This window comes from Streptomyces monomycini (assembly GCF_022271435.1).
In the GTDB taxonomy this organism is placed as follows: domain Bacteria; phylum Actinomycetota; class Actinomycetes; order Streptomycetales; family Streptomycetaceae; genus Streptomyces; species Streptomyces monomycini.
Genome location: NZ_JAFIQY010000005.1, coordinates 331765 through 349698 on the forward strand (window position 1 = coordinate 331765; position 17934 = coordinate 349698).

Below are 17934 nucleotides of genomic sequence, written 5' to 3' on the forward strand. Positions count from 1 at the left end.
CGCCCTATAGCGGGCGCTGTCCCGTATGCCCGTACGGACCCGGGCAAGGCCGCCCAGCCGCCCGCCCCGCGTTCGAACACACTCCCGGACAGCCGCTACGCTCCCCCGCCATGGACGACTCCCTGCTCCTCGTGACCGTGGCGGCGGCCGCCCTCGTCGTGGGTGCCGCGGCCGGCTGGGCCGCGCACGCCGCCGTGGCGCGCCGCAGGCTGGACCGCGAGCAGAGCTTCTTCGGGCTGCCCGACGGATCGGAATGCGTGCTGGTCACCCACCGGGACAGCACCTCGGCCCACTGGAGCATCCCGCGGCACGACGCGCTCGCGCTGCTCGGCCTGGCCTCGGTGGTGGAGACCTGCGGCGCGCACGCGGAGGTCGCGCCGCACGACACCGGGCTCCAGGGCTTCGGCGCGCGCACCGAGTTCTGCGTGGGCGACCCGACCGCGCACCGCCGTCTCGCGGCCCACCTGGCGAACCTGCTGCCGGGTGTCGCCGTCCACCCCGGCGACGAACACGGCATCGGCCGCGGCACCTTCGCCGTCGGCGGCTCGACGTACCGGATGGAGCCGGGCGCGGTGGAGTACGTGCTGCTGGCCCGGCTCACCGCCGTCGAGAGCGGCCGTCCGGTCTTCCTCGCGGCCGGGCAGCGCCCGGTGACCCACCGGGCCGCCGTACGGCACCTCGTGCGCAACCGGGCGCGGCTGGCCCGCAAGCACGGCGCCGACGGGCAATTCTGCCTGCTGCTCAAGGTCGTCAACTCGCAGGCGTACGGGCCCGACGTGGTGGAACTCGTCGCGGACGTGACGAGGGCCGCGCTGGCGCCGGCCGAGCCGAAGGGGCACCGGGCGGGGGTGTAGCGGCCGCCCCTGTGCCGCACGGCCCCTCGGGGTCAGCCGAAGTACATCACCTCGGGCGCCGGCCCGCCGCGGTACGGCTGCCAGGCGGCGAGCCCCGGCCCGTTGGGCGTGCCGGTGGCCGCGAAGGCGGCGAGCGCGCCGCCGAACGCCTGCGCCAGGCGGCGGTCCTCGGCACCGGCGCGTCCCAGCATCGGGCTTTCGGGGTAGGCGTCGAACGTACCGAAGAGGAACGGCAGTTCCGCGCAGTGGGTGGCGCCGAGCGTGCCGTCGTCACCGTCCGGGGCCCGGTCGAAGCGGTAGACGTACGCGGGCGTGCCCTGCGCGGCGCGCTGCTCCGCGATGGCGGTCGCGCCGTCCCGGAACATCCAGCCGGTGGCCGCCTCGGCCAGCAGGTCCACGGGGGACGCGTCCGGCCGCAGGCGCGCCAGGTCGTCGTACGCGACGGCCGCCGCGCCGGCTTCACCGCAGGCGTCCTCGCTCATGATCCGCAGGACGTCGTCCCGGGTGAACGCCCGGGCCCCGGCGTCGAAGGCCAGGAACGCGGTCATCTCGTCCCGTACCGTGCCGATCAGCAACCCGGTGGCGCCCAGGCCGCCTTCCGCCACGGCCTGCACGGGTGGAACCGGCAGGCCGGCGCCACCGAGCACCGGGTACATGAGCGGTGTGAGGCGGCCCGGGCGCGCGCGGTCCGCCGCCAGCCGGGCGTACGCGGCGAGCAGCCGCTCCACCGGCAGGGCACGCAATTCCCGCAGGGCGGCGGCCTCGTTGCCGGGCACGGCCGCCTTGTCCGGCAACCCCAGCAGACGCAGGTAGTCGGCCGTGATCCCGGCTGCCTCGGCCGGGTCCTGAGGTTCCAGACCCCACGGGCCGCTCTGCGCGACGACCCGCCGCATCAGCCCGCGGGTCTCCGGCGCGACCGCGAGAGCCAGGGCCGTGTACGCGCCCGCCGACTGGCCACCGACGGTGACCCGGGCGGGGTCGCCGCCGAAGGCCGCGATGTTCTCGTGCACCCAGCGCAGTGCCGCGGCCTGGTCCTGGAGCCCGAGGCCGGTCACGCCCGCCTCGGGCAGGTGGAGCCAGCCGAGCGGCCCGAGACGGTAGTTGGCCGTGACCACGACGAGGTCACCGAGCGCCGCGAGCCGGGCACCGTCGTACCAGTCCCAGCCGCCGGACCCGCTGGTGAAGCCGCCGCCGTGGAACCACACCAGCACGGGCCGTCCCGCGCCCGACGGCCCGGCGGGGCTCCAGACGTTGAGGGTCAGACAGCCGTCCTCGCTCCAGTCGGGCGTACGGGTCCCCATGACCCGCTCCAGCCGGGACGGGCCCTGCGGCACGGCGGGCCCGGGGCGTACCGCGTCCCGCACGCCGGTCCAGCCCTCGTGCGGGTCCGGCGGCGCGAAGCGCAGCGTGCCGACCGGCGACGCCGCGTACGGAATGCCGCGGAAGGCGGTCACCGGCGGCACGTCCGCCGGGCTCCCGGTCCCGGCGCCCGCCGTCCGCCGCCCCGGGGCCGCTCCGCCCTCCGCCACCGGCTCCGGCACGCCGCGCACGCGCCCCCGCTCCGTCTCCACGGCCCGCCACCACTCGCCAACTGCGGCCATCGGTCACGCCCTTTCCTCCGGTTCGGCCCCCGCGCACAGACTGTTCTACGCGACCGGCGGCCGCCCGCGCGCACGACGCCGCCGTCCCGCGGCCCGAACCGGGCGGCCACGGCCGGCCGTCCCCGGGGCACGCCCCTGTGGTACTCCTGTACCGACGGCCCCCGCACCCCGGGGCCGAGGGTGACCGGCCGCATTCCACCACCCCAGGGAGCCCCGTGATGACCGAGCGCAAGCCCCCCGGCGTCAGCTTCGAGACCTGGACCGACCGGCAGATCCGTGAGGCCGCGGAGCGCGGCGACTTCGCCGGTCTGCCCGGCTTCGGCAAGCCGCTGACCGGCCTCGACGAGCCGTACGACGCCATGTGGTGGGTCAAGGAGAAGATGAGCCGGGAGAACCTCTCCTTCCTGCCGCCCACCCTCGCGCTGCGCAAGGAGGCCGAGGACGCCCGGGAGGCCGCGGCGCGGGCCCCCTCCGAGCGGGCCGTGCGGCGCATCATCGGCGAGATCAACATCAAGATCCAGGAGGCGGTCCGGCAGCCGCCGCCCGGCCCGCCGCTCAATCTGGAGCCGTACGACGTGGAGAGCGTCGTACGGGAGTGGCGCGAACGGCGCGGGAAGTAGCGGGCCGGGGGCGCGGCTCCGTCCCCGGCCGGCCGGACGGGTTACGGCCGCAGCGCCTCCCGTACGCCGTGGCAGGCGTCGATCGCGCGGGTCGTGGCCTGGGTGCACAGGCGGCAGTGCTCGTGGCCGCCGGCGTGCGCCCGGCACAGCTCGTTGCTGCGTTCGCAGGCGATCGCGCACGCGTCGAGCTGCGCGGCCAACAGCCGGGTCTCGCCGCCGCCTTCCCTGAGCAGCAGCCGCAGGGTGGCGCCGACGACGTCGTGGCAGTCCAGGTCGGCGCGGACCGATTCCCGCATCCGGTCGGCGTCGTCGGATGCGAGCATGCCCGTCGCGCAGACGAGGACGGCCTTCTCGCACTCGGCGAGGGCGTCGGTGGCCGGGGCCAGCACGTCGGTGCCGAGCCGGGCCTTGGTGGTGATGCTGTCGAGCAGGGTGCGGGTCGGGAGCATGGCGGCCTCCAGGCGCGGTGGTTCCGGGCCGCTTCCGGCACCGCATCCCGGTGGCCGGAGGGTGGCCCGTGGATGCCCTTCGGGCCGACCGTACTGCTGCCCGGCGCGACGGGACAGGCGCGCGGCCGCCCGTCTTCGCGGCCGGTCCCCCGGCGTGCCCGGCCTGTCCGGCACGACCGGCTCACCCGGTCCCGCGCGACGCGCCCGGTACGACCGGCTCACCCGCTCCCGGGCGGCATGCCCGGTCTCGCCCGTCCCGTCCACCGCACCCGAATTGGTATCTGAAATTCCAATTCAGTACGGTGTACTCGTGCGACTGACGAAGAGCACCGACATCGCGCTCCGCATCGCCATGCGACTGGCGGTCCTCGACGACCGGGGCGACGCGCCGACCACCCGCGAGGTGGCGGGCGCCGTCCAGGTCCCGTACACGCACGCCGCCAAGGTGGTGAGCAGACTCCAGCACCTGGGCGTCGTGGAGGCCCGGCGCGGACGCAACGGGGGCCTGTCCCTGACCCGGAAGGGCCGTACCGGCTCCCTGGGGCGTCTGGTGCGCGAACTGGAGGGTGTCGGCGACGTGGTGGGGTGCGAGGACGATCCGCCGTGCCCGCTGCGCGCGGCCTGCCGGCTGCGCGGCGCCCTGCGTACCGCGCAGGAAGCGTTCTTCGCCGCGCTCGATCCGCTGTCCATCGAGGACCTGGTGGGGACCCCGACCGGCCCTCTGCTGCTCAGCCTGTCTCCCCGCCCGGAGGGCTGAACGGCCCTACGCACACCCCCGCCCCGGCTTCTACGCTGGCGGCGAAATACGAATTTCAGATGCAAGTTATTTGCGCCGCAACGTGCCCACCGACCACCACCGACCCCTCAGCACTTCCCGAGAACCGGAGCACCCGATGCTGTCGTCCACGTCCGCCGAAACCGTCCGCGCCACGCTTCCCGCGGTCGGAGCGGCCATCGGTGAGATCACCCCGCTCTTCTACGACAAGATGTTCGCCGCCCACCCCGAACTGCTGCGCGACCTGTTCAACCGCGGCAACCAGGCCAACGGCAGCCAGCGTCAGGCCCTCGCCGGCTCCATCGCCGCCTTCGCGACGTACCTGGTGGAGCACCCGGACGAGCGCCCCGACGCGATGCTGGAGCGCATCGCGCACAAGCACGCCTCGCTCGGCGTCCGCGCCGACCAGTACCCGATCGTGCACGAGCACCTGTTCGCGGCCATCGTGGAGATCCTGGGCGAAGCCGTCACCGAGGAGGTCGCGGCAGCCTGGGACGAGGTGTACTGGCTGATGGCGAACGCCCTCATCGCCGCCGAGAAGCGGCTGTACGAGACGGCGGGCACGCCGGACGGGGACGTGTGGCGGGAGTACCGCGTGACCGGCCGGCTCCAGGAGACCGACGACGTGGCCACCTTCGTCGTGCAGCCGGTGGACGGGGGACCGCTCCCGGCGTCCCGGCCCGGCCAGTACGTCTCCGTGCAGATCGAGCTTCCCGACGGCGCCCACCAGATACGGCAGTACAGCCTGTCGGGCCAGCCGGACGCCGGTCTGCAGTTCTCCGTGAAGCGGGTCACCGGCGACGCAGCCGGCTCGCCCGCCGGCGAGGTCTCCAACCACCTGCACGACCATGTGCACGGCGGCGAAGTCCTGCGCGTGAGCGCGCCGTTCGGTGACGTGGTGCTGGACGAGGGCGACCGCCCGCTGCTGTTCGCCTCGGCCGGCATCGGCTGCACCCCCATGATCGGCATGCTCTCCCGGCTCGCCGCCGACAGCTCCGCCCGGCGCGTCGTCTCGGTGCACGCCGACCGCTCCCCGTACACCCACGCCTTCCGCGCCGAACTGCGGCAGCTGACCGGGAAGCTGGCCAACGCCACGGCGGAGGTCTGGTACGAGCAGCCGGAGGACGGCGGGGACCGTGACGGTACCGACGCGCCGGTCACCTTCCACGAGGGGCTGGTCGACCTGAGCCGGGTGGATGTCCCGGCGGGCGCCATCGCCTACCTCTGCGGCCCGGTGCCCTTCATGAAGGCCGTCCGCACCCAGCTTCTGGAGGCGGGGGTGCCGGCGGCGGACATCCACTACGAAGTGTTCGGGCCGGACCTGGGGCTCTGAGCGCGTCATGCGCCCGGCCGGTGGGCCGGGCGCATCACGCGCCCGGACATCTCACGTTACCCATCCGTAACCTACCGACGGGTTACCAACGGTAAGCAGCGCATTTTACTCTCCAGTCACTTCAGCCCCCCTCCTGGAGCACCTGGAGCAGTAGATGTCGCCCTCACGCACCACGCTGCGCACCGCCGTCGGTACCGTCTCCGCGGCCGTGCTCGCCACCTCCACCCTCGCGGGCGCCCCGGCCGCGAACTCAGCGGCCCCCTCCCCCACGACCGGCGTCGCCTCGCCACAGCAGCTCGCGGCGGAGTTCCCCGACGTGAAGTTCGTCGACATCGAGGGCGACGGCGGTATCACCCTGAAGGCCAACGTCTTCACCCCGGGCGACGCCGCGCCCGGCCGCCGCTATCCGCTGATCGTGCTGCCCACCAGCTGGGGCATGCCGCAGATCGAGTACGTCGTGCAGGCCAAGAAGCTCGCCGACGCCGGGTACGTGGTGGTGGGCTACAACTCGCGCGGCTTCTGGCAGTCCGGCGGGCAGATCGAGACGGCCGGTCCCCCGGACATCGCCGACGCCTCCAAGGTCATCGACTGGGCGCTGGCCCACACCGCGGCCGACCCGGCGAAGGTCGGTATGGGCGGGGTGTCGTACGGCGCCGGGATCAGCCTGCTGACCTCGGCCTTCGACAAGCGCGTCAAGGCCGTCGCGGCGCTGAGCGGCTGGGCCGACCTGATCGACTCGATCTACAGCGGCCGTACCCAGCACCAGCAGGCGGCCGCCCTGCTGGGCGGCCTCGGCGCGGTCACCGGGCGCCCCAGCCCGGAGCTGCGGACCATCCTCAAAAACTTCCTCGCCTCCGATCTGGCCAAGGAAGGCGACATGATCAAGTGGGGCGCGAAGCGGTCCCCGGTCACCTACCTCGACAAGATCAACGCCAATGGCGCGGCGATCATGCTGGGCAACGCCTGGGGCGACTCGCTCTTCCCGCCCAACCAGTACGCCGACTTCTACGAGAAGCTCAAGGGGCCCAAGCGGCTGGAGTTCCGGCCCGGCGACCACGCCACCGCCGAGGGCCTGGGCCTGCTCGGTCTCCCGAACGACACCTGGGACCACACCAAGCGCTGGTTCGACCGCTACCTCAAGGGCGCCGACAACGGCGTCGACCGCGAGGCACCCGTACAGCTGAAGTCCCGCTCCACCGGCGCCTACGAGGGGTACAAGAGCTGGAAGGACGTGCCCTCGGGGAACCGGAGGATCGCGCTGAACGGCACACAGCGGATCCGTACCAACCGGGACTCCGGCGCCAACGGCGGCACGATCTTCCTCTCCAGCCTCCTCGACCAGTTCTTCCGGCTGCCGCCGATGGCCTCCATCCCGCTGCTGCCGCGCTCGGCCGCCGCCGTGTGGCAGTCCGAGCGGTACACCTCGGCGCAGCACGTACGCGGTACGGCCAAGCTGCACACCACCGTCACCAGCACCGCGGAGAGCGGCACCGGCATCGCCTACCTGTACGACGTGGGGCCGCTCGGCCTCGGCAAGCTGGTCTCGCACGCGCCGTTCACCTTCCACGACAAGGCCGCGGGCAAGCCGTTCGGCGTGGACCTGGAGTTGTTCTCGACGGCGTACGACGTCCCGGCGGGCCACCGGCTGGCGGTGGTCGTGGACTCCGTCGACCCGCTGTACATCGAGCACAACCCGTCCGGCGCGAAGCTCACCTTCTCCTCCCCCGCGAACGACCCGTCGTGGGTGTCGGTGCCGGTGCGCGACTGAGGACCGGGCCCGGGAGGGCGGCGCTGCCGCTGCGCGGCTCAAGGCCGGGCCCGGGGCGTCATCGCTGCTGCTGCGCCCCCGGCAGCAGCGTCCCCGGCTCCGGCGCGTTGACATCCACCGCGTCCGTCTTCAGGCTCTTGCGCTGCCGCTTCGCCACCCGGTACGCGCACCACGACAGCAGCATGCACATGCCGATGTAGATCGGCGAGACGATCATGACGACCGGGATGAAGGGCAGGTCGTAGTCGAGGTTGGAGGCGATCAGCTTGCCGGCGTGCAGGAACTCCTCGTAGGTGATCAGGAAGCCGAGCGAGGTGTCCTTCAGGGCGACGACGAGCTGGCTGATGATCGTGGGCAGCATGGCCCGGACCGCCTGCGGCACCAGGACGTACGTCATGACCTGCGTCTTGCGCATACCCAGCGCGTACGCGGCCTCCCGCTGTCCCCGATCGACGGAGTGCACCCCGGCCCGGAACACCTCGGCCAGCACCGACCCGTTGTACAGCGTCAGCCCCGTGATCAGCGCGTACAGCGGCTCGGCCTTCAGCGCCACGTACACGAAGAAGATCATGACCAGTACGGGCATCGCGCGAAAGAACTCCACCAGCAGCGTGCTCACCCAGCGGACCGGCGCATGGTCCGAGAGCCGCCCGGCGGCCAGCACCGCGCCCAGCACGAGCGACAGCACGGCCGCGCACGCGAACGCCTTGAGCGTGTTGCCCAGCCCTTCGAGCAGCAGCTTCTGGATGCCCACGTACGCGAATGGCGTCCACTTGCGGGAGCTGAACTGGCCGGTGTCGACCAGCAGGTACCCGACCCAGGCGAGGACGGCGAGGATCACCACCGTCGCCGCCGCCCCGTAGAGCCGGTGCCGGCGCTTGCTGTGCGGTCCGGGGACGTCGTAGAGGGCGGTGGTGGCGGTCATCGGGGAACCCCCCAGCGCTTTTCCAGCACGTTGAACAGCGCGCTGATGGTCAGGGTCACGATCAGGTAGCCGACGGCGATCCAGACGAAGGTCCAGATGATGCTGTAGCCCAGCTCGTTGAGTGTCTTGTAGGTGCCGAGGAGTTCGACGACGCTGAACGATCCGGCGATCGCGGAATTCTTGGCGAGCGCGATGAGCGTGGAGCCGACGGGCGGGATGACGGTACGGAACGCCTGCGGCAGCACCACGTCGCCCAGGGTCTGCGAGAAGGTCATGCCGAGGCTGCGGGCCGCCTCGCCCTGCCCCACCGGGACGGTGTTGATGCCGGAGCGCACCGCCTCGCAGATGAAGGCGGAGGTGTAGCAGCCCAGCGCGAGAACGGCGAAGACCTTGAAGGGCAGTACGACGCCGAAGCGCGGCAGCCCGAGCAGCACAGCGAAGAACAGCAGCGTCAGCGGGGTGTTGCGCAGCACCATCACCCACACGGTGCCGAACACCCGCAGTGAACCGACCGGCGCCACCCGGAAGGCCGCCATCAGTACCCCGGCGACCAGCGCGAGCAGCGAGGCGAGGACGGTCAGTTCGACGGTGCCGAGCAGCCCTTCCCCGTAGAGGGAGAAGTTGTCCGTGAGCACGTTCATGGGCGGTCCTCGTCCTCAGCTCGCCGGGTAGCGGTCGATGGCGGGCGGCTGCGGAGCGGGGACGCCGGACAGGCCCAGGGTCGCGTCGTACGCCTTCTTCCAGTCGCCGTTCTTCTCGTGAGCGGCGAGCGCGTCGTCCAGCGCGAGGCGCAGCGCGGTGTCCCCGCGCGGCACGCCGATGCCGTACGGCTCCTCGGAGAACGGCCGGCCGGCCAGCTTCAGCTCGTCGGGCACCTTGGCGGCGTAGCCCATGAGGATCGCGTCGTCGGTCGTCACGGCGTCCACCTGGTACGTGAGCAGGTTGTCCACGCACACCGAGTACGTGTCGTAGGCGACCAGGTCGGCCCGGGGATAGTCGGCCTTGATGCGCTGGTACGGCGTGGAACCGGCCGCCGAGCAGACCTTCCTGCCCGCCAGGTCGCGCGGCCCGTCGACGCCCTTCTGGTCCTTGCGCACCAGCAGGCCCTGGCCCGCCATGTAGTACGGGCCGGCAAAGCCCACCTGCTGCTTGCGCTTGGCGTTGATGGTGTAGGTGCCGACGTAGTAGTCGATCTGGCCGTTCTGCAGGGCGGTCTCGCGGTTGGCGGAGGCGATGGTCCGGAACTCGACCGTCTTCGGGTCGAAGCCGAGGGAGGCGGACATCATTTTCGCGATCTCGACGTCGAAGCCGGTGTACGTCCCGGAGGCCGGGTCGCGCTCGCCCATGTATGGCTGGTCCTCCTTGGCGCCGACGACCAGCCGGCCGCGGCTCCGCGCCTTGCGCCAGGTCGCGGAGGCGGACAGCCGGAAGCCCTCGGCGGTCGCGTAGCGGGGCAGTTCGCTGCCCTTGGGGCCCTTGACCGGCGGGCTGCCGGACTTGCCGCAGCCGGCGGCCAGCAGGGCGGCGGCGGTCAGCGCGAGCGCCACGAGGGCGGTGCGGGTCTGGTGCATGGCGACGCCCCCGGTCAGTGCTTGAGGATCTTGGAGAGGAAGTCCTTGGCGCGGTCGCTCTCCGGCGCGGTGAAGAACTCCTCCGGCGTGCGGTCCTCGACGATCCGGCCGTCCGCCATGAAGACCACCCGATTGGCGGCGGAGCGCGCGAAACCCATCTCATGGGTGACGACGACCATCGTCATGCCCTCCTGCGCCAGCTGCTGCATGACCTCCAGCACCTCATTGATCATCTCCGGGTCGAGGGCGGAGGTCGGCTCGTCGAAGAGCAGCGCCTGCGGCTCCATGGCCAGCGCGCGGGCGATGGCCACGCGCTGCTGCTGGCCGCCGGACAGCTGCGCCGGGTACTTGTCGGCGTGCGCGGCCAGGCCCACCCGGTCCAGGAGTTGGCGGGCCCGCCGCTCGGCCTCCTCCTTCTTGCGCTTACGGACCTTGACCGGCGCGAGCATCACGTTGGCCAGCACACTCTTGTGCGCGAACAGGTTGAAGGACTGGAAGACCATGCCGACTTCGGCGCGCAGTCCGGCCAGTTCACGCCCCTCCTCGGGGAGCGGGTGGCCGTCCAGGGTGATGGTGCCGGACTCGATCGGTTCGAGGCGGTTGATGGTGCGGCACAGGGTGGACTTGCCGGACCCGGAGGGCCCGATGACGACCACCACCTCACCGCGGCCGACGGTGAGGTCGATGTCCTGGAGGACATGCAGCTTCCCGTAGTGCTTGTTGACCCCGCGCAGCTCGATCAGCGCATCACCGGCCATGTGCAGCCTGCTCACTCTCATCCGTACAGCCAGGACACCGCAAGACCCCGCAAACTACCTGCCCGAAAGCGTGCCTTTTCCCCTGACACGCACGAATGCCGCGATAACCCCTGATTACCAGGGAAAGTGCCCACGCCCGCCCGGCACCGCGGCACCGCCCCGGGCCGTGACACGCCCCCGCCCCGCCCCCTCGGCGGGCGCCATTCCCGACGCCTCGGCAGGCGCCTTCCCCAACGCCTCGGCGGGCGCCTTCCCCGACGCCTCCTCCCTAGGTACACAGTCCCTGCCTGCGTACCTAGCCTGTGGGGCATGGGTGACAACCGACCCGTCTTCCAGCGCATCGCCGACGACCTCCGCCGCCAGATCGACGACGGGGCCCTGCCCGTCGGCGCGCGGATCCCGTCCCGGTCCGAGCTCAAGCGGGCGTACGAGGCCAGCGATCAGACCGTGGACCGCGCGGTCCGCGTCCTGAAGGCCGCCGGCTATGCGGAAGGCCAGTTCGGGCGGGGGGTGTTCGTCGCCGACCGGGCGCCGATCGGGACGCTGCTGCGCTCCACGGGCGCCGTGGACTCTCCGTTCGCCGCCCGGATCGCCCTGGAGGGCACCCCCGAGGGCACGCCGCTGACCTGGGAGGTGTCCTCGACGACGGACGCGGCGTCCGACCGGGTCGCGCGGCGGCTGTGCATCGTGCCGGGCACCGGCGTCGTCCGGTCGGTGTACGAGTACCTGGCCAACCGGCAGCCCGTGCAACTCGCCACGAGCTGGGAACCGCTCGCCATCACCGAGGGCACGGACGTCGTCTTCCCGGAATGCGGGCCCTACGCCCGGCGCGGGGTGCGGGGGCGCATGGCCGCCATCGGGATCCGGGTGGTGCGCGCCGAGGAGCGCGTGGGCTCCCGGCCTGCTTCCAGTGCCGAGGCGGAGGCGCTGGGCTGCTCCCCCGGGCAGTGCGTGACGGCCGTGGAGCGCACCCATTACGACGCGGACGGGCGGGCCGTCGAAACCTCGGACATCGTCGTACGGGCCGACCGCTGGCGCCTCGCGTACGACATCGGGTTCGTCTGACCGGACCGCCGCTCCCCCCGCTCGGCGGTCAGCTCTCGGCGGCCTCCGCGTACAGCTGGCACAGTTCGGGCGCGCCGTTGGCCGCCCAGTCCCGGCCCGCCGTCACCACGTCCACCTCCCGGCCGGATGCCAGCCGCACCACCGGCTCACCGCCGGGCCACACCTTCCAGGCCGCGCCGGGCACCGTCCGTACCAGCACCGTGCCCAGGTAGCAGCCCGCGTCGTTGCCGAGCCAGGTCACCACCTCGGGGTCGTCGCGCCACGCCGGCCGCAGCTGGTCCAGCGCCTCCAACGAGTGCACCGAGTCGTCCAGTTCGACGCCCTCGGTCTGGGCCTGGGCACGCAGCAGCTCGCACTCCGCCAGGAGCATCGCCGCGCCTTCGGGGTCGTCCACGACAGCAGGGCCCACTTCCGGCCGCTTGCGCCACTTGTCCAGGAAAGACATGTTCATGGGCGTAGCGTCCCACCCGGGCCGGGACGGTGGCCACAGGCGCGCGGCAGGCCGGTGACCGGATCACCGGCCCGGCCACCGGTTCCGGCCGGTGCCGTACCCGTCGCCGGTACCCGCGGGGGGAAGCCGTATGCGCATACGACTGTGGGGCGGAGCCCTCGCCCCGGCCCTCTCCCTCACGCTGAGCACCACGGCCACCCCGGCAGCGCCACTCCAACGGCCCGCCGAGCCGGCCCCGTTGGAGCGCCTCTTCGACAACAGGGCCGTCAGCGAGCCGTCCGCCCCGGCCTCCGCGGACTTCGACGGCGCGGGCAATTCCCTGTCCGCGCCGGACCTCGCCGCGGCGGGCTGGACGCGGGGCCGGGTGCTGACTCTCGACGCGGCCCGGCTGCGATGGCCGCGGACCACGCCGGGCCGGCCCGACAACGTACGGGCCGACGGCCAGACCGTACGGCTGCGCGGGCGCGGTGACGCGGTGTCGCTGCTGGTGGCCGCGACGGGCGGCGCGGTGACCGGTACCGGCACGGTCCGCTACCGGGACGGGTCGCGCAGCACGTACCGGCTGACCGCGCCGGACTGGCGTACGGGCCCGCCGGCCACCAAGGCGGTGACGCTGCCGCGCATCAACACGCCCGGCGGTCAACGGGCCGAGCGAGCACGGCTGTACGCGGTGAGCGTGCCGGTGGCGCGCGGGCGCGAGGTGGCCGCTGTCGCGCTGCCCCGGGATCCGGGTCCTGCCGCGGACCTGCACGTGTTCGCGATGGCGGTACGCGACAACGGCGCCGGATGGACAGGCAGTTGGGGAGCGAGCACGGGCGGGTACGCGAAGGCGGGCCCGTGGGGCGGCCGGACGCTGCGGCTGGTCGTGCACAGCGGCGCGGGCGGGCCGCGGGTACGGGTCCGGCTGGCGAACACCTTCGCGGCGGCGCCGGTGCGCTTCGGGGCCGCGAGCGTGGCCGTACAGGGCGCGGACGGCGGCGCGTCAGCCGCCCGCGAACCCGTACCGCTGACGTTCGGCGGGCAGCGCGGCGTACGGGTCCCGGCCGGAGCCGAAACGTACAGCGATCCGCTCCGCCTGCCCGTGCCCGCGGGCCGAAACCTGCTGATCAGCCTGTACCTGCCGGGCACGGTGACGACAGCACCCATGCACGGACGGTCCGAGCAGGTCTCGTACGTGAGCGCACCGGGATCCGGCGACCGTACGGGGGACGGCGGCGGCGCGGCGTATCCCGGCACGCTGACCGGCTGGCCGTTCCTGACCGGGGTGGAGGTCGCGGGCGGCCCGGGCACGGTCGTGGCACTCGGGGACTCCATCACCGACGGCCAGGGCTCGACGGCGGGCGCCAACCGGCGCTGGCCCGACGTGCTGGCCCGTCGCTTGCGGAACCAGCACGCGCTCCCGCGCTACGGCGTGGTCAACAGCGGCATCTCGGGGAACCGGGTCGTCACCGACCGCTATCCGGGTGATGGCGTGAGCACCGACGTCAGCGGGGTCAGCACACAGCACCGGCTGGAGCGGGACGTGCTGGCGCGGCCCTCGGTCCGTACGGTCGTCATCTTCGAGGGCGTCAACGACCTACGCCACGACACCCCGGCGCACGAGGTCGTGGCCGGACTGCGGTCCCTCGCCCGGCGCGCGCACGAGCACGGGCTACGGGTGGTGGCCGCGACCCTCGGGCCGTGCGAGGGCTTCCCGGACTGCACGGCGGCGGTCGAGACGCGACGCGCCGCCGTGAACGCCGCCCTCCGGGCACGCGGCGCCGGCTTCGACGCCGTACTCGACTTCGACGCGGTGCTCCGCGACCCGCGGCACCCGCGGCGGCTGCTGCCCGCGTACGACAGCGGCGACCACCTGCACCCCGGCGACGCCGGGCTGCGGGCACTCGGGGAGTCGGTGGACCTGCGCGCACTCGTGCCCGGCACGCCCTGACCCGGACCCGCATACCCGGATACCCGCATACCCGCATACCCGAGACCCCCGCCCGCCCCTCCATCCGGCTCAGACCTCCAGATCCACCACCACCGGAGCGTGGTCCGACGCCCCCTTGCCCTTGCGCTCCTCCCGGTCGACATAGGCGTCCGAGACGGCCTTGGCGAACGGCTCGTTGCCGTACACCAGGTCGATGCGCATGCCCTTGTTCTTCGGGAAGCAGAGCTGGCGGTAGTCCCAGTAGGTGAACGGCTTGTCGTACTTCAGAGGGCGCGGCACCACGTCCGACAGGCCGGCCTCCCGCAGCGCGGCCAGGGCGGCGCGCTCCGCGGGCGTCACATGCGTCATGCCCTCGAAGACGGTGGTGTCCCAGACGTCGTCGTCGGTGGGCGCGACGTTGAAGTCGCCGAGGACCGCGAAGGGCCGGGGGCCCGCCGCGTCCTCGGCGACAGCCGCCTTCAGGGCGTCGAACCACTGGAGCTTGTACGCGAAGTGCGCATGGTCGATCTCGCGGCCGTTGGGCACGTACACCGACCAGACGCGGGCCGGGCCGCAGGTCGCGGAGACGGCGCGGGGCTCCTGCGCCCCTTCGTAGTCCGGGCCGCCGGCCAGCCCGGAGGTCACGTCCTCCAGGCCGACCTTCGACAACAGCGCGACCCCGTTCCACCGGCCGGTGGCGTTGACGGCGGCCTCGTAGCCCAGCTCGCGCAGCTGGTCGTACGGGAACTGTTCGGCCGAGCACTTGGTCTCCTGGACGCACAGCACGTCCGTGCCGGTGCTCTCCAGCCAGGCCAGCAGCCTCGGGAGGCGGGCGGTGATCGAATTGACGTTCCAGGTCGCGATGCGCATGTCCGTAACCTACAGCGGGGGTCCGACAGTCAGTTCAAACCGGTGTGGTCACCGGGGGTGAGGCGGGCGTGATCGGCACCGCCGAGCTTGTCGATCAGCCCGTCGTACACGGGCCGGGCGTGGTCCTGGAGCAAGCTGTCGTGCACGTCGATGGCGCGGCGCGGCCGGACCTCGCGGACGTAGTCGATCACCTCGGACACCTTGTTCCACGGCGCGTGCACCGGCAGCAGCAGCGTGTCCACCGTACGGCCCTGAGGGACGGTGAGCGCGTCACCCGGGTGGAAGACGGTCGCGCCGTCGTCCTCGGTGGTGATCAGGTAGCCGACATTCGTCACCCGCGGAATGTCCGGGTGGATGACGGCGTGCAGCTGCCCGTGCACCTCGATGTCGAAACCGGCCGCGGTGAACGCGTCCCCCTCACCGACCGTGTGCACCCGCCCCGGGAAGGCCGCGGAAATCTGCTCGGCCACACTGGCCAGGGTCCAGATCTCGGCCCCCCGGTTGGCCTCCATGCCCGCGCGCAGCCGCTCCTCGTCGAAGTGGTCCATGTGCTCGTGGGTGATCAGGATCGCGTCGGCGCCGACCGCCGCGTCGCGCTCGCTGAAGACACCGGGATCGATGACGAGCACCTGCCCGTCCTTCTCCAGCCGGACACAGGCATGCGTCTTCTTCGTGAGTTCCATACCCCCATCTTGCCGCGCGAGTGCCCGCCGGGCCCTTGGGGGGAAGCCCTCGCCTCCCTCACCTCCCTCTCCCTCCTCACCCTTCCGGCGTGGTCTCCTCCCGTATGACGCGCTGCGCCACGGCGAAAGCGGCATGGGCCGCCGGCACACCGCAGTACACCGCGGTGTGCAGGAGTACTTCCTTGATCTCCGTGGGGGTGAGCCCGTTGCGCAGCGCGGCGCGGGTGTGCGGCACCAGTTCGTCCTGGTGGCCGCCGGCGACCAGCGCGGTGAGCGTGACGATGCTGCGGGTCCGCCGGTCCAGCCCCCCGCGCGTCCACATCTCGCCCCACGCGTACCGGGTGACGAACTCCTGGAAGTCCCCGGTGAAGTCGTCCGTGTCGGCCTCCACCCGGTCCACGTGCGCGTCACCGAGCACCTCGCGGCGCACCTTGACCCCCTGCTCGTACGCACCGCCCCGGACCGCCTCCGGCTGGGCCAGACCGGACTCGATGGCCGCGGGCACCACGGGCGGGGGCGGCGACGCGGGCGCCAGCACCGGCTTGGGCGCGGCAGCACCGATCGCCGTCTGCGTCGTGCTGCCCGGCTTGTCGTGCCAGGCGGCCGTGAAGTGCCGGATGAGCAGCTCGGTGACGGCGGCGGGCTGCTCGACGGGCGCCAGGTGGGACGTCCCGGGAACCAGCGCGAGACTCGCGTCCGGGATGCCCGCCACCAGGGTGCGGGCGTCGGTGGTCGGCGTGACCTGATCCTCGGAACCGACGACGACGAGGGTGGGCACCCCGATCCGCTGGAGCGAGGAGCGGACGTCGAAGGAGGCCATCGCCTCACAGGCCGCGATGTAACAGCCCGGGTCGGTGGTACGCACCATCTGGACGGCCCACTCGACGATCGCCTGCTGGGCCCCCGCGAAGCCGGGGGTGAACCAGCGCTCGGGCGAGGTGCGGGCGATCGGGTCCAGCCCGTTCGTACGGATCACCACCCCGCGCTGGCGCCAGGAGTCGGCGGTACCGTAGCGCGGCGACGAGGAGATCAGAGCGAGCGAGGTGACCCGCTGCGGCCGCGTGAGCGCCAGCTGCGCCCCGACCGCCCCACCGATGGAACACCCCGCGTACCCGAACCGCTCCACACCCAGCACGTCGAGCGTCGCCACCAGCCGGTCGGCCAGCTCAGCGACGGAGGACGCCGGATACGCGGGCGACCCACCGTGCCCGGGCAGATCGAACCGGACGACCCGCCAGTGACGGGTCAGCTCGGGTATCTGCCTATCCCACATGTGCCAGGTCGTCCCGAGGGCCGCGCCCAAAACCAGACAAGGTGCGTCTTCCGGCCCGTCAGAGCGGAATTGCAGGGTCTTCACCGTGGTCTCACTCATCCGGCTGAGCCTCTCATCTGTCGCGGGATGCCACGTCGCCAGGGTGAATTTAGCGGCTCTTGGCTACCTTGCACCGGCGGGCCGGAGCACTGCCGGCGTCCTTGAGCATCCAGGTACCTGTTCACTGGCGTACTCGTGACCGCGTCGGCAGCGGGGGCGCGCTCGGTAAGAGACTTGGCCGCAGCCGGACTGGACCTCTGAGCATGACCACCGGTGCACAGCCGGTAGCCGGGCTCCGAGTCCGCCTCAACTCTGCTGGCCACACGGCTCGGCAAGTCGCCCGGCGGGCGGACCGCATGACTCACCCTTGCTCCTCCGGCGCATTCCCGTGCAGGCCGTCCCATGTGGTGGCGGCTCCGCGGAGGTCCTCCACATTCGGTTTGGCATACCACTTCTTGGTCGTCTGTACGTTTGTGTGTCCGGCCCATCGTGCGAGGACGTGGTCCGGCACGCCGTTGTCGACCAGGAAGGTGAAGCACGACGAGCGGGCGTCGTAAAGCCTGACGCGGCGGAGGCCGAAAAGCTTAATAAGCCGGTACGCGCGCCGTCGAAGTTGCTTGACCGTGAAGGCTTCTCCCGACTCGTGTACCACCACGTAGCCAGACACGACGTACGCCTCCCCCAGAGCAAGCCTCTCCTCGGCCTGGAGAGCCCGGAACGCTTTGAGGGTGGCTAGCACTGGAGCCGGAAGCGGCAGATCCCGCTCACCGCAAGACACTTGGTGCCCTTCTCCACCACGTAGCGGTTGCCCATCATCGTCCGCGTATTGGCGATGCCGTTTTTGCGTTACACATTCTTCTCTGCAGATGGTGGATCGCGGCAGGGGAAAAGCTGGGACAACGAAGGACGGCCGGTGTGGCGGGCACGCCTTCCGCCACACCGGCCGGCGGCCCTACCGGTTTTACGGCGCCCGTCTCAGTACCTCCGCAC

Annotated in this window: 18 protein-coding genes; 7 read left to right on the plus strand and 11 right to left on the minus strand. The window is 72.2% G+C overall.

What is annotated here, in order from left to right:
* The first annotated feature begins 110 nt into the window (after nucleotides 1–110).
* Nucleotides 111–854 (plus strand): hypothetical protein, encoded by a 744-nt coding sequence (locus tag JXZ78_RS09365; protein ID WP_030018751.1) that lies wholly within the window; start codon nucleotides 111–113, stop codon nucleotides 852–854.
* A 32-nt stretch (nucleotides 855–886) separates the two neighbouring features.
* Here the strand turns inward: JXZ78_RS09365 and JXZ78_RS09370 are convergent, their stop codons facing one another.
* Nucleotides 887–2455, minus strand: coding sequence for a carboxylesterase/lipase family protein (locus JXZ78_RS09370; protein WP_030018750.1), 1569 nt, complete (start codon nucleotides 2453–2455; stop codon nucleotides 887–889).
* Between the two features lie 218 nt (nucleotides 2456–2673).
* On the opposite strand from JXZ78_RS09370, the gene JXZ78_RS09375 reads away from it, so the two are divergent.
* On the plus strand, nucleotides 2674–3075 hold the full coding sequence (locus JXZ78_RS09375; RefSeq protein WP_030018749.1) for a DnaJ family domain-containing protein: 402 nt from the start codon (nucleotides 2674–2676) through the stop codon (nucleotides 3073–3075).
* 41 nt (nucleotides 3076–3116) lie between these two features.
* Here the strand turns inward: JXZ78_RS09375 and JXZ78_RS09380 are convergent, their stop codons facing one another.
* On the minus strand, nucleotides 3117–3524 hold the full coding sequence (locus tag JXZ78_RS09380) for a four-helix bundle copper-binding protein (protein WP_030018748.1): 408 nt from the start codon (nucleotides 3522–3524) through the stop codon (nucleotides 3117–3119).
* A gap of 310 nt (nucleotides 3525–3834) precedes the next feature.
* On the opposite strand from JXZ78_RS09380, the gene JXZ78_RS09385 reads away from it, so the two are divergent.
* The 3 genes from JXZ78_RS09385 to JXZ78_RS09395 all read left to right on the plus strand — a co-directional run bounded on the left by JXZ78_RS09385 (nucleotide 3835) and on the right by JXZ78_RS09395 (nucleotide 7400).
* Nucleotides 3835–4281 carry an RrF2 family transcriptional regulator gene (locus JXZ78_RS09385; protein WP_030018747.1) on the plus strand — a complete coding sequence of 149 codons (447 nt, stop codon included), beginning with the start codon at nucleotides 3835–3837 and terminating at the stop codon, nucleotides 4279–4281.
* Nucleotides 4282–4417: 136 nt separating this feature from the next.
* A complete protein-coding gene (locus tag JXZ78_RS09390) occupies nucleotides 4418–5632 on the plus strand; it encodes a globin domain-containing protein (RefSeq protein ID WP_030018746.1) in 1215 nt (404 codons plus the stop codon).
* Between the two features lie 154 nt (nucleotides 5633–5786).
* A complete protein-coding gene (locus tag JXZ78_RS09395) occupies nucleotides 5787–7400 on the plus strand; it encodes an alpha/beta fold hydrolase (RefSeq protein ID WP_030018745.1) in 1614 nt (537 codons plus the stop codon).
* Nucleotides 7401–7458: 58 nt separating this feature from the next.
* On the opposite strand, the gene JXZ78_RS09400 is transcribed toward JXZ78_RS09395, so the two are convergent.
* The 4 genes from JXZ78_RS09400 to JXZ78_RS09415 are packed head-to-tail and all read right to left on the minus strand — an operon-like array spanning nucleotide 7459 to nucleotide 10654.
* On the minus strand, nucleotides 7459–8325 hold the full coding sequence (locus JXZ78_RS09400) for an amino acid ABC transporter permease (RefSeq protein WP_030018744.1): 867 nt from the start codon (nucleotides 8323–8325) through the stop codon (nucleotides 7459–7461).
* Nucleotides 8322–8966 carry an amino acid ABC transporter permease gene (locus tag JXZ78_RS09405; RefSeq protein WP_030018743.1) on the minus strand — a complete coding sequence of 215 codons (645 nt, stop codon included), beginning with the start codon at nucleotides 8964–8966 and terminating at the stop codon, nucleotides 8322–8324. The genes JXZ78_RS09400 and JXZ78_RS09405 overlap by 4 nt, the downstream gene beginning before the upstream one ends.
* A gap of 15 nt (nucleotides 8967–8981) precedes the next feature.
* A complete protein-coding gene (locus tag JXZ78_RS09410; RefSeq protein ID WP_030018742.1) occupies nucleotides 8982–9896 on the minus strand; it encodes a glutamate ABC transporter substrate-binding protein in 915 nt (304 codons plus the stop codon).
* Between the two features lie 14 nt (nucleotides 9897–9910).
* Nucleotides 9911–10654 carry an amino acid ABC transporter ATP-binding protein gene (locus JXZ78_RS09415; RefSeq protein WP_030018740.1) on the minus strand — a complete coding sequence of 248 codons (744 nt, stop codon included), beginning with the start codon at nucleotides 10652–10654 and terminating at the stop codon, nucleotides 9911–9913.
* Nucleotides 10655–10963: 309 nt separating this feature from the next.
* On the opposite strand from JXZ78_RS09415, the gene JXZ78_RS09420 reads away from it, so the two are divergent.
* Nucleotides 10964–11719, plus strand: coding sequence for a GntR family transcriptional regulator (locus JXZ78_RS09420; RefSeq protein ID WP_030018739.1), 756 nt, complete (start codon nucleotides 10964–10966; stop codon nucleotides 11717–11719).
* A 28-nt stretch (nucleotides 11720–11747) separates the two neighbouring features.
* On the opposite strand, the gene JXZ78_RS09425 is transcribed toward JXZ78_RS09420, so the two are convergent.
* Nucleotides 11748–12170 carry a DUF6278 family protein gene (locus JXZ78_RS09425; protein WP_030018738.1) on the minus strand — a complete coding sequence of 141 codons (423 nt, stop codon included), beginning with the start codon at nucleotides 12168–12170 and terminating at the stop codon, nucleotides 11748–11750.
* A 130-nt stretch (nucleotides 12171–12300) separates the two neighbouring features.
* On the opposite strand from JXZ78_RS09425, the gene JXZ78_RS09430 reads away from it, so the two are divergent.
* Entirely contained in the window at nucleotides 12301–14100 is a 1800-nt protein-coding gene (locus JXZ78_RS09430; RefSeq protein WP_030018737.1) for an SGNH/GDSL hydrolase family protein, read from the plus strand.
* A 69-nt stretch (nucleotides 14101–14169) separates the two neighbouring features.
* Here JXZ78_RS09430 and JXZ78_RS09435 read toward each other — a convergent pair whose 3' ends face one another.
* The 4 genes from JXZ78_RS09435 to JXZ78_RS09450 all read right to left on the minus strand — a co-directional run bounded on the left by JXZ78_RS09435 (nucleotide 14170) and on the right by JXZ78_RS09450 (nucleotide 17683).
* Nucleotides 14170–14949 (minus strand): exodeoxyribonuclease III, encoded by a 780-nt coding sequence (locus JXZ78_RS09435; RefSeq protein ID WP_030018736.1) that lies wholly within the window; start codon nucleotides 14947–14949, stop codon nucleotides 14170–14172.
* A gap of 29 nt (nucleotides 14950–14978) precedes the next feature.
* Entirely contained in the window at nucleotides 14979–15632 is a 654-nt protein-coding gene (locus JXZ78_RS09440) for an MBL fold metallo-hydrolase (protein WP_030018735.1), read from the minus strand.
* Between the two features lie 76 nt (nucleotides 15633–15708).
* Nucleotides 15709–17004: a bifunctional 3-oxoadipate enol-lactonase/4-carboxymuconolactone decarboxylase PcaDC gene (gene pcaDC / locus JXZ78_RS09445; RefSeq protein ID WP_030018734.1), complete on the minus strand. Its 1296-nt coding sequence runs from the start codon at nucleotides 17002–17004 to the stop codon at nucleotides 15709–15711.
* 301 nt (nucleotides 17005–17305) lie between these two features.
* The gene (locus JXZ78_RS09450) at nucleotides 17306–17683 is read right to left on the minus strand and encodes a tyrosine-type recombinase/integrase (RefSeq protein WP_238782776.1); all 378 of its coding nucleotides are present in this window, start codon (nucleotides 17681–17683) and stop codon (nucleotides 17306–17308) included.
* Between the last annotated feature and the right edge of the window lie 251 nt (nucleotides 17684–17934).

Bases quoted from the DNA above. Each gene is read 5' to 3' on its own strand.
- JXZ78_RS09420 (WP_030018739.1), top strand. From the start codon at position 10,964: ATGGGTGACAACCGACCCGTCTTCCAGCGCATCGCCGACGACCTCCGC.
- JXZ78_RS09440 (WP_030018735.1), bottom strand. From the start codon at position 15,632: ATGGAACTCACGAAGAAGACGCATGCCTGTGTCCGGCTGGAGAAGGAC.
- JXZ78_RS09370 (WP_030018750.1), bottom strand. From the start codon at position 2,455: ATGGCCGCAGTTGGCGAGTGGTGGCGGGCCGTGGAGACGGAGCGGGGG.
- JXZ78_RS09415 (WP_030018740.1), bottom strand. From the start codon at position 10,654: ATGGCCGGTGATGCGCTGATCGAGCTGCGCGGGGTCAACAAGCACTAC.
- JXZ78_RS09430 (WP_030018737.1), top strand. From the start codon at position 12,301: ATGCGCATACGACTGTGGGGCGGAGCCCTCGCCCCGGCCCTCTCCCTC.
- JXZ78_RS09425 (WP_030018738.1), bottom strand. From the start codon at position 12,170: ATGAACATGTCTTTCCTGGACAAGTGGCGCAAGCGGCCGGAAGTGGGC.
- JXZ78_RS09395 (WP_030018745.1), top strand. From the start codon at position 5,787: ATGTCGCCCTCACGCACCACGCTGCGCACCGCCGTCGGTACCGTCTCC.
- JXZ78_RS09410 (WP_030018742.1), bottom strand. From the start codon at position 9,896: ATGCACCAGACCCGCACCGCCCTCGTGGCGCTCGCGCTGACCGCCGCC.
- JXZ78_RS09405 (WP_030018743.1), bottom strand. From the start codon at position 8,966: ATGAACGTGCTCACGGACAACTTCTCCCTCTACGGGGAAGGGCTGCTC.
- JXZ78_RS09365 (WP_030018751.1), top strand. From the start codon at position 111: ATGGACGACTCCCTGCTCCTCGTGACCGTGGCGGCGGCCGCCCTCGTC.
- JXZ78_RS09375 (WP_030018749.1), top strand. From the start codon at position 2,674: ATGACCGAGCGCAAGCCCCCCGGCGTCAGCTTCGAGACCTGGACCGAC.
- JXZ78_RS09390 (WP_030018746.1), top strand. From the start codon at position 4,418: ATGCTGTCGTCCACGTCCGCCGAAACCGTCCGCGCCACGCTTCCCGCG.
- JXZ78_RS09435 (WP_030018736.1), bottom strand. From the start codon at position 14,949: ATGCGCATCGCGACCTGGAACGTCAATTCGATCACCGCCCGCCTCCCG.
- JXZ78_RS09400 (WP_030018744.1), bottom strand. From the start codon at position 8,325: ATGACCGCCACCACCGCCCTCTACGACGTCCCCGGACCGCACAGCAAG.
- JXZ78_RS09380 (WP_030018748.1), bottom strand. From the start codon at position 3,524: ATGCTCCCGACCCGCACCCTGCTCGACAGCATCACCACCAAGGCCCGG.
- pcaDC (WP_030018734.1), bottom strand. From the start codon at position 17,004: ATGAGTGAGACCACGGTGAAGACCCTGCAATTCCGCTCTGACGGGCCG.